The organism is Synechococcus sp. R5-13 (assembly GCF_047462015.1).
GTDB lineage: Bacteria > Cyanobacteriota > Cyanobacteriia > Thermostichales > Thermostichaceae > Thermostichus.
Genome location: NZ_JANSIL010000165.1, coordinates 1 through 9,715, shown reverse-complemented (window position 1 = coordinate 9,715; position 9,715 = coordinate 1). Strand labels below are relative to the sequence as shown.

At 59.7% G+C, this 9,715-nt stretch carries 9 protein-coding genes and 1 pseudogene; 3 read left to right on the top strand and 7 right to left on the bottom strand.

The annotated features are described in order from the left end of the window. Both NW840_RS12320 and NW840_RS12315 read right to left on the bottom strand, forming a co-directional pair. Positions 1-245: pseudogene (locus tag NW840_RS12320) on the bottom strand (zinc ribbon domain-containing protein); the annotation flags it as partial. Positions 246-452: 207 nt separating this feature from the next. Then, positions 453-1,712 carry a metallophosphoesterase family protein gene (locus NW840_RS12315; protein WP_238376945.1) on the bottom strand — a complete coding sequence of 420 codons (1,260 nt, stop codon included), beginning with the start codon at positions 1,710-1,712 and terminating at the stop codon, positions 453-455. A 153-nt stretch (positions 1,713-1,865) separates the two neighbouring features. Here NW840_RS12315 and NW840_RS12310 point away from each other — a divergent pair, with 153 nt between their 5' ends. Continuing rightward, positions 1,866-2,300, top strand: a complete 435-nt coding sequence (locus tag NW840_RS12310) for a Fur family transcriptional regulator (protein WP_414344574.1) — start codon at positions 1,866-1,868, stop codon at positions 2,298-2,300. 47 nt (positions 2,301-2,347) lie between these two features. Here the strand turns inward: NW840_RS12310 and NW840_RS12305 are convergent, their stop codons facing one another. The 3 genes from NW840_RS12305 to NW840_RS12295 all read right to left on the bottom strand — a co-directional run bounded on the left by NW840_RS12305 (position 2,348) and on the right by NW840_RS12295 (position 5,608). After that, positions 2,348-4,453: a thioredoxin domain-containing protein gene (locus NW840_RS12305; protein WP_414344572.1), complete on the bottom strand. Its 2,106-nt coding sequence runs from the start codon at positions 4,451-4,453 to the stop codon at positions 2,348-2,350. Between the two features lie 110 nt (positions 4,454-4,563). Then, entirely contained in the window at positions 4,564-5,067 is a 504-nt protein-coding gene (locus NW840_RS12300) for a GNAT family N-acetyltransferase (RefSeq protein ID WP_414344570.1), read from the bottom strand. Between the two features lie 73 nt (positions 5,068-5,140). Continuing rightward, entirely contained in the window at positions 5,141-5,608 is a 468-nt protein-coding gene (locus NW840_RS12295; protein ID WP_414329520.1) for an SRPBCC family protein, read from the bottom strand. A gap of 294 nt (positions 5,609-5,902) precedes the next feature. Here NW840_RS12295 and NW840_RS12290 point away from each other — a divergent pair, with 294 nt between their 5' ends. Continuing rightward, a complete protein-coding gene (locus NW840_RS12290) occupies positions 5,903-6,679 on the top strand; it encodes a DUF502 domain-containing protein (RefSeq protein WP_238376947.1) in 777 nt (258 codons plus the stop codon). Here NW840_RS12290 and NW840_RS12285 read toward each other — a convergent pair. Next, positions 6,676-7,026 carry a TIGR03792 family protein gene (locus NW840_RS12285; protein WP_011432948.1) on the bottom strand — a complete coding sequence of 117 codons (351 nt, stop codon included), beginning with the start codon at positions 7,024-7,026 and terminating at the stop codon, positions 6,676-6,678. The two genes, NW840_RS12290 and NW840_RS12285, sit on opposite strands and share 4 nt — an antisense overlap. A gap of 35 nt (positions 7,027-7,061) precedes the next feature. Beyond that, positions 7,062-8,396 (bottom strand): 3-phosphoshikimate 1-carboxyvinyltransferase, encoded by a 1,335-nt coding sequence (gene aroA, locus NW840_RS12280; RefSeq protein ID WP_414344577.1) that lies wholly within the window; start codon positions 8,394-8,396, stop codon positions 7,062-7,064. Positions 8,397-8,632: 236 nt separating this feature from the next. Between aroA and rsmH the strand changes: the two genes are divergently transcribed. Further along, positions 8,633-9,544: a 16S rRNA (cytosine(1402)-N(4))-methyltransferase RsmH gene (gene rsmH, locus NW840_RS12275; protein ID WP_414344567.1), complete on the top strand. Its 912-nt coding sequence runs from the start codon at positions 8,633-8,635 to the stop codon at positions 9,542-9,544. Positions 9,545-9,715: the final 171 nt, after the last annotated feature.

Here is a 9,715-nt window from a genome sequence, read left to right as displayed (position 1 = left end):
GTAGCCCTGTAGTTGGCAAGCCAACCACGTTCGCGAAGCGAGCCGTAGGCTTGACCTCTAGGCTGGTTTACAGCAGCCCCCAAAAGCGCAATCACATTTGCACCGTTGAAATCAGCATCCCCTTCCCAACCACAATGCCCGCACTTAAATCCCTTCCCATCCCGGTACGACTTACCAGAGTCGGGATGAATGGGCAAGCATTTGTGGCAAGTCTGTGAGGTATGGGCCGGTGGTACAGTTACCACTTTCTTCACAAGCTCTCCACAGTTTCGCTGAAATCAATCACTGGGATCCGTTATGCGAGAGACACAGTTGCACCGGCTATGGCTGGTGTTGCTGGAAAAAGCTGCTTTGAATCATCTGTTGAAAAGCCTGGGCTGCTCGCGAAGTGTGCAGAACCCTCGCGAGAGCATCTACAAACGGCTCATCAATCTTTTGCCAAGACGGAGACGTTAATCCCGACACAGGGATCCAATACGAGCTTGGCAGGTGGCGATTTCTTGGGGGGTGAGGTTGTCCCAATTGACGTCGCGGCGCAGCACCAAGCCATTGTGCCCAGTGATGAAACGGGGCAGCTCTGCTTGGTCGATCACGCTCAGATCCCGCATGTGATAGGTAGTGTAATAGGTAACATCTGGGCTCTCGAAATCCACGTCGATAAGGGTGAGGGTCTTGCGGGGGGGCAGAGGGCTGCCCAAGAGGGGACGAGGGCCAGAGCCGAGAATGCCGCAGTGAAGCAGTTGCAGTTGCCCTTTGTGGCCAGGGTAGTAGCCGTGGTCGTGGCCGCTGATGTAGGTGTGGACGCGGTACTTCTCCAGCAGAGCCCGTTTGGCATCCGCCTCCAGCAGCACTTCTCCCGGATCGTCGCGCCCGACAGTGATGGCGTAGAGGGGCAGATGGCCGATGACAATGCGCAACTTGGCCTTCTGAGCCCGTTCGCTGGCCAGAGCCGCTTCCGCCCAGGCCATTTGTTCGGGCGGGATGTAATTGCAGGTGGCATCCCAGACTAGGTAAAACACATCGTCTTTTTCAAAGGTGTAGTAGAAGGGAAAGTCCCCCCGATCCACAAAGTTCAAACCTGGGTCGTGGGCCGGATCGTTCCAAAACTCGCGGGCCAGATCCCGTTCTTTTTGAAAGAGAAAGCCGCCCCGCGTGGTGCGGGCACAGGAAGCATCGTGATTGCCCAAGGTAAAGCCGTAGGGAAGTTTGGCCGCACGGATTGGGCCAGCCACATGCCGGTCGAAGGCTGCCCACATGGCGCGAATGCGCTCCTCCGACAGGCGGGGATCCTGACCGGCCACCATATCTCCTCCTCCCAAAACAATATCCGGCTGAAGATAGGGGATGAGGCCGATGCCCCGATCCACCTCTGGGTCGTATTCCACCGAGCCGTAGATGCCGTTCATGTCACTGATGACCAAGAGGCGCAGATCTCGGCGGGGGGGGATGTAGAGGCCATGGGGGGCATCTGGATGGGGGACGACGGTGGGGGTGGGCTGGGGGGTAGGAGAGGGGAGAGCGGCTCTAGGGGATCCCATCCCTGGGGCTAGATGAGAGGGCTGCTGCCGACTGGCCCAATAGGCTCCTGCCAATCCACTGCTGCTGGCCAACCCCAACAAACCCAGAATTACCTTGCGCCGCTGCATGATCTTTGCCCCCAACACTCCAGCGGTATTGTAGAAAATCAGAAGGCTGATGTTGGGCTCTTCCATCTGCGCACGGCCTGGACTCGGCTCGAAGATGGCTATGCGCGGCAGCTCTTGTAGAGTTCGGGGTGTTTTTTGAACAACTGTTGACGCACAAATGCTACCTTGGTAGAGATGAGCAACTACCTATCTCAGACTCGGTATGACTTGAGGTTTTCCATGCCTCGCCCCTTGGATTCTTTGGAAGCTGCTTTGGAGCGGTGCCGGGAGTGCAATCTGCGTTTGAGCCGACAGCGCCGTTATATCCTGGAGCTGCTGTGGCAGTGTGGCGAGCACCTCTCCGCCCGCGAGATTTACGATCGCCTCAATCAGCAGGGCAAACCGATTGGCCACACGTCCGTTTATCAAAACCTGGAAGCTTTGGCCAGCCACAACATTGTCGAGTGCTTGGATCGTGCCGATGGGCGCCGCTACGGCAACCGCACCCATCCCCACAGCCACGTGAACTGTCTGGATAGCAACCGCATCTTGGATGTGGACGTGGAGCTGCCGCCTGAACTGCTGGCCCAAGTGGAGCAACAAACGGGCACCCGCATCCAAAGTTACCGCATTGAGTTTTTTGGGGTGGAAAAGCCTGCGCAGTCCCAGCGGTAACCTTGGAAAAGGGATCCCTGCTGCCCTGAGCAAAAGTTGGGCAAAGGTCAGTAAGCCCGGTTTTGGCCTTTGGTGATTTGGGACTGGATTTGCTCGAGAGAACTGGCAGGGGCCAGGCATTTGTTGCCCCAGCACACCAGCCCTAAAGCTCCTTCCGGCAGAGGTTCGGCTTCGGTGGGGAGAGCAAAGACGGTGGTGGGCCAAGATCGTTGCTGAAAGGCGGGAATGGAATCGGCCTCCAGGGTGACTTTCACCCAATTGCTATACCAATCCAGTCCGGCAAAAAGGCTGGGGCAGGTGCGCGGCTGGGTGCTCATGATGTGGGCAAAGGTTTTCAGGGCCTGTTCTGCTCGTTCCAGGTAGTCCAGATCTCCGGTGAGGGCGGCAAGGCGCACCAGGTTGGCAATGGCCACCCCATTGGCTGCAGGGGTAGCGTTGTCCTGGAACTCCTTCTCTCGCACCAACAGCTCAGGGGCACTCTGGGCATCGCTGACAAAGTATCCCCCCCTGGCCGGATCCCACAGTTGCGCATCCATCTCCTGCTGGAGCTGGAGGGCAGCCTGTAACCAGTCTTGAGGGGTGGGATCCCCCACCAGGGGCAGGCAGGCTTGCTGCAAGTCCAACAGGGCCTTGATCAGCAGGGCGTAATCTTCTGACTTGGCGGGCACCTGAGCTGTGCCATCGTAGTTCAGGCGCAACAGGGATCCGGTCTCAGGGTGGCGCTGCTGGCTGAGGATGAATTGGGCAGCCCGCAGAGCGAATTGCAGATAGTCTGCGTTGCCGAACACTTGATAGGCCCGCGCCAGGCCGGAGATCATCAAGGCGTTCCAAGAGACGATCATCTTGGTGTCGGTGACAGGTGGGATTCGCCCTGGCCAGGATTGCAGACGGGCCGACTGGGCATCCACTGCCGGAGGGAAGGGAACTCGTCGCTCCGCAGAGCCATAGCGTGCCTGAAACAGATGGGTGGTCAAGGCGGCTTCAACTTCTGGCGGCAACGCTCCTCCCTGTTGGCGCTGCAAGACGATGCAGCCGGGCCGATCGGGGAAGTTGCCCCCCGGCGATAGGTCAAACGCCTGCTGCAAGGCGCGGAAGGTTTCTTCCCCCAAGAGCTCCTGCAGCTCCTGCCAGCGCCAGACGTAGAACTCTCCCTCCTCTGGCTCTCGATCTTCTGCCCGGGCAAAGCTGTCGGCATCTTGAGCGGCGTAGAAATACCCGGCAGGGGCGGTCATCTCTCGCGCCACCCACTCCACCGTCAGCCGCACCGCCCGCTCAATGGCCGGATCTTGGATACCGTGCGCCCACAGATCGGAGAGAAACTCTAGGATCTGCCCGTTGTCGTAGAGCATCTTTTCAAAGTGGGGCACCGTCCAGGTGGGATCCACGGTGTAGCGGTGAAATCCGCCGGCCACATGGTCGAAGATCCCTCCCAGCACCAAGGCCATGCCTCGCTCTTTGGCCCGTTCCAGAGCGCTCTGCGAGCCGGGGATCCCTTCCGGTGGGTCGAAGCGGGCCGAACGCAATACCAACTGAGCGTAGGGCATCATGGGAAATTGCTGCACCGCCCCAACGTTGGAGAGCAAAGGCTGGATCTTGGGGATCCCAGAGCGCAGCAGGTCGGCGGGAATGTGGTCTTCCGGCACCAGGTCGCTGAGGGTGGTCAGAGCCGTCAAAATCTGGCCTTTCATCTCCTCTATTTTTTCTTTTTCCTGCCGGTAGAACTGCAGGATGCGCTGCAGCAAGGCCAAAAACCCCGGGCGGCCAAAGCGGGGCTCTACGGGGAAATAGGTGCCGGCGTAAAAAGGCACCAGGTCATCGGGCGTGAGAAAAACATTGAGGGGCCATCCCCCCTGCCCGCTCATGAGCTGCAACGCCTGCATGTAGATGCTGTCGAGATCGGGCCGCTCCTCGCGATCCACTTTGATGGGCAAAAAATGGGCATTGAGGAAAGCGGCGATCTCCGGGTTGGAAAAAGCCTCGCCCTCCATGACCGTACACCAGTGGCAACTGGAATAGCCGATGGACAGAAAAATCGGCCTATCCTCGGCCCGGGCTTTCTCCAGAGCCTCTGGGATCCAAGGCCACCAATCCACCGGGTTCTCGGCGTGCTTGCGCAAGTAAAGGCTGGAACTTGTGGCGAGGCGATTGGCCATGAGTACCCCCTCTCACCCTTTTTGCTTTTCAGGCTAGCGCGTTCTCCTGCCGAGGCCGAACCAACCCACTGTCGTTCAAGATACTCTCACTCTCTTGGGATCCCTGTCGGTCAAGCCTGCGCCTGTTCAGTAGACGGGATCAAAAACTCCAGAGGGCGCCCGTGCAAAACCAAGGTGGTGCTGGGATTTTCCACAAAGCCAATCCGTTCGTAAAAGCCGCGCTGATGGGTCGTGAACAGGTAGACGCGCTCCACCGACTGCAGATGGGGATGGCTAATCAGGGTTTCCACCAACTTGCGGCCAATGCCCTGACGTCGGTAATCGTGATCAACCACGATATCCCAGAGGACGGCTCGGTAAACCCCATCGGAAGTGGCGCGGCCAAAGCCAATCAAGCGCTCCCCATCCCAGGCGCTGACCACCGGATGGCTGTGGGCAACGGCCCGCTCCATCTCCTGCCTCTGGCGATTCTGCGCCCAAAAGGCATTGCGGTTCAACAGCAGGAGAAGTTGATCCAGATCCAGCTCGCCCCGCTCCAGAGAGAAGCGAATGTTGCGGTTGTCCACCGGCTGACGAGAGAGGGCAATGACAGGCTCAGGAGAGGGATCTGACATGAAGCGGCCTTTGCAGTGGCGAGGGTTGACAATGGGGAAGGTCGGCGAAACACTTGGGCCTGACGAACGGAGACTAGCTGGCCGAGGCATTGTCGGCGGCTGGCCCCGCCTGCTCTAGGGCATAGGCTTTGAAGCGCTCCAGGTCCGCCTGGATGGTGCTCTCCACCACTTTGCCCACAAACAGGCCATCCAAGATTTTGCCGAGGATCCCCGGGAGCTTGTAGGCAACCGACAGCTTCACAATGGTACTGCCTTTGCGGTCGTAAAAGCGCAGCGCGCCCCGATTGGGCAGCCCCTCCACCGAACTCCAGCCGATGTGTTGGTGTTTCACCACCGTGTGGGTGCGGGAGATCCAACTGAAGGTGAGGCCGCGGGTATCCAGTGTCCACCGGGACAGCTCCTGATCCAGCAATTCCACCGAGCGGATCCACTTCATCCAACGGGGCATGAGGGTGAGGTTGGCCCACAAATCCCATACCTGCTCAATGGGAACAGGCACCTCCACCTGACAGGTATGCTCTAGCCAATCTGACTCTGACATAGGGCCTCCCACGCAACACCCAGCAGAAACACAAACCATCCAGGGGCTTGGCCACAACGCCTCGGGACGGGATCCCTGCCTTTACAAAATTTTATATCGACCTAAGATAGCATTATCGGCCTGATGAAAGTTTGGGGCTCTGCGCTTTTTGGCAGCCCGATTTCTTTTGCCGGCAAGTTGCGGCTGCCCCCCATGAGGGCAACGCAGAAGGCAGGTATCATGATTGCCATCTGCAAGCTTCACTTGCAAGGGTTCGATGCATCCACTCGGTTGACTCGACGGGACGACCTCACCATGGTTTCACAATGGAAACAGCATCTTAAGAACTACTTCGTGGCGGGGTTGCTGGTGGTGATCCCTCTGGCAACTACCATTTGGCTGACGGTGGAGGTGGCCACCTGGAGCATTGGCTTTCTGACCAGCATTCCGAAGCAGTTTAATCCCATCCAGGGTTTGCACCCGATCTTGATCAACCTCATCGATCTGGCGGTGGGCCTGTTGACGCCGATTGTGCTCATCCTGTTGATTGGCTTCATGGCCCGCAACATTGTCGGCCAGTGGCTGCTCAATCTCAGCGAACAGTTGCTCCATGCGATTCCGGTGGCGGGGCTGGTGTACAAGACCTTGAAGCAATTGGTCAGTGTTTTGTTTGCCCCCAACAATCAGCGCTTTCGGCGGGTGGTGCTGGTGGAATATCCCCGACCAGGAGCTTGGGCGCTGGCCTTTGTGACGGGCACCATTCAAACTCCCATTCGGCCCGATGGGCCGCAGCGCTCCCTTGGCCTGTTTGTGCCCACCACCCCCAATCCAACGACGGGCTGGTACGCCATTGTGCCGGAAGACCAGGTGGTGGAAGTGTTCATGCCGGTGGAAGATGCTTTTAAGATGCTCATTTCCGGCGGCATTGTCACCCCTGAGAGTTTTGAAGCGGGGCTGCAGCGGCGAGAAGGAGCTTTGGCCGTGACCATGCCCAGTTTGCGGGAGCTGGTGGAGCAGGAGCGGGTGGCAGGATCCCCCAGGGCTGACTCGGTGGGCTCTGAGGTAGGTTTTGAGACTGAAGGGATCCCTTAATCCTGCTTTCCTGTCCCTGCAGAAGGGCCGGGCTGCCAGAGCTGGTATTCTTTGGCCTGTTCCAAGCGCACATAAAAAGGCCGCATTTGCCGATCCAATGCCTCCACTTGCTCGGAGGGAAAGGCCTTCCAGTCAGCACGGCTGGCCCAGCGGAGGATGAGGTGGACAAGTTCGGGATCCTCTTGATCCAGCCAAACTTCTTTGCCCAGAAAACCCGGATGCCGGCGCAGGGCGGATCCCCAAACCCGCTCGTCTTGCTCAAGAAAGGCTGCTTGCCCACCGGGAGGAACCCGGAAGCAGAGATGTTCGATGGCGATAGGTCCGGGCGGGCTGGGGCAGGTCGACATAGGAGCAGAGGCGGCAAAGTTAAAGATGGGCCCTCTCAAGACTCCAGGGGGGAAGCAGTCAATCGTTGCAGGGTGGGAATGAAGTCGGGGTAGGAGATGCGGGCACAGTCGGCTCCCCTGAGGAGGGTGGATCCCTGCGCTCCTAGAGCTGCCACCATCAGGCTCATGGCGATGCGGTGATCCTCGTGGCTGTCGACCTCGGCCCCGTGAAGACGGATCCCTCCTTTGATTTCCAGGCCATCGGGATATTCGGCGACCTGGGCTCCCATGCGGCTCAACTCTTGGGCCATGGCTGACAGGCGGTCGCTTTCTTTGACCCGCAGCTCTGCGGCATCGCGAATCACCGTGATCCCCTCGGCAAAGGCCGCCGCCACCGCCAAAACCGGGATCTCGTCGATCAGGGTGGGGATGAGATCGCCGGCGATGGTGCAGCCGCGCAAGCGGGCCGAACGCACCCGCAGATCTCCCAGGGGCTCACCGGCCATTTCCCGGCAGTTTTCAATTTGAATATCGGCCCCCATCTCCTGCAACACCTGCAGCGCACCGGTACGGGTGGGGTTGAGGCCCACATCCCTTAGCAGCAATTCGCTCTCGGGCACAATGGAGGCGGCCACCAGCCAAAAGGCTGCCGAGCTGATATCTCCCGGCACCTGAACTTTTTGGCCCACCAGGCGGGATCCCCCCACCACGGCCACGGTTTTTGTTTCCGGATCCACCTGAATGTTGGCCCCGAAGGCCCGCAACATCCGTTCCGAGTGATCCCGAGAGAGAGCCGGCTCGGTGACTTGGGTGGTGCCTTCCGCCAGCAGGCCCGCCAGCAAGAGGCAGGATTTTACCTGCGCTGAAGCCACCGGGGAGCGGTAGTGAATGCCCTTGAGGGATCCCCCTTGTACGGCCAAAGGTGCCAACGTCCCACCGGCCCGTCCCCAAATGCTGGCCCCCATCTGCCGCAGCGGTTCTACCACCCGCCCCATGGGCCGCGAGCGCAGGGAGCGATCGCCGGTGACGGCAAAAAAGCGCCCGGCCTGGCCAGCCAGGATCCCCAGCATCAGGCGCAAGGTGGTGCCGGAGTTGCCGGCATCCAACACGTCCGCCGGTTCTTGTAGCCGGCCCAGGCCAACCCCCCGAATGCGAACACACTCGCTGTTAAGCTCCGAAATATCTGCCCCCAGCGCCCGAAAACAGGCTGCCGTACTGCGGGGATCCTCTCCCAGCAACAGCCCTTGGATGGTGGTTTCTCCTTCGGCCAGGGATCCCAGCATCAGGGCGCGGTGGGAAATGGATTTGTCGCCGGGGATGCTCACTTGGCCGCGCAGGCCCTTGGCCGGCGAGAGGGTCAAGATATCAGTAGCAGAAGAGTGAGTCAACACAGCAACTCTGATGGCAGACTGGGCAAAAGCGGCAGCAGTCTCATCATACTCAGAGCGGGACTCGCGCCCCAGAGATTTTGCCGGGGATCCCAAGACAGCCTGTCTTTTGACGGCCACCCCTCTTTTCTCAGAGGATCACCTTAACAACATGGATTCCTCGGTCGGGGCCTGGCCTCGGCCTTTTTTTTTTGCAGATACTGAACTTTGTAGCAGCAGAAATAGAACCCCCGCAGACCGTGCTTGGCGAGGTGTATCAACACGACTCTGTTTTGACCGAGGAGGTGATGGCCTACCTGCAACCCCAGGGGGGCGGTATTTTTTTGGATGTGACGTTGGGAGGGGGTGGACACAGCTTGGCGCTGCTGCGGGGGGGAGCTGCTCGAGTGGTGGGGTTGGATCGGGATCCGGCGGCTCTACAGGCGGCGCAAGCGCGTTTTGCAGCAGAAGGGATCCCCGGCAGCCGCATCCAACTGTGGCACCTCAATTTTGCCGATTTCGATCTGCAGCAGCACGGCTTTCGGGATGAGCAGGGGCAGGGGATCCCCTTCGATGGCATCGTGGCCGACTTGGGGGTGAGTTCGCCGCAACTGGACTGCCCTGAGCGGGGATTTAGCTTTCGCGGGGAGGGGCCGCTGGATATGCGCATGGATCCCAGTGCCGCTCAGGAAACCGCTGCCGATTGGGTTAATCATCGCCCGGTCGAAGAGTTGATCGAGATTTTCACCCGTTACGGCGAAGAGCGATTTGCCCGCCGCATTGCCCATCACATCGAGCAGGCTCGTCCCCTCGCCACAACTACCCAGTTGGCCCAGGTGGTTTGGCAGGCGGTACCTCCGGCAGCTCGGCGAGGCCGCATCCACCCGGCCACCCGCGTCTTTCAGGCGTTGCGCATTGCCGTGAACCGAGAACTGGAGGCTTTAGAAACCTTGCTGGCCCAAGCCCCCACTTGGTTGAAACCCGGCGGCAGGTTGGCCGTGATCAGCTTCCATAGCCTTGAAGATCGCTTGGTGAAATGGGCCTTCCGCAGGGATCCCCGTTGGCAGGTGCTCACCCCCAGGCCCTTGTCCCCTTCCGAACTGGAACGGCAACGCAATCCACGGGCCCGCTCTGCCAAACTGCGAGTGGCTGCCCGCAGCAGTCAGATGTAGGTTTAGGTTGGTTCTCCCGCTCTCAAGAGATCGGCTACCGTGAAGCGGACAGCTGTCCTGCTGAGGCCGGGAATCGGGAGAAGGGGGTTGCTGTTGGGGGGCGCGGGGAACTAGGGTGAAGCGGAACCGGCGGTCCCACACCGTCGGATCCCTTGGTGTGTGTGAGGTTAA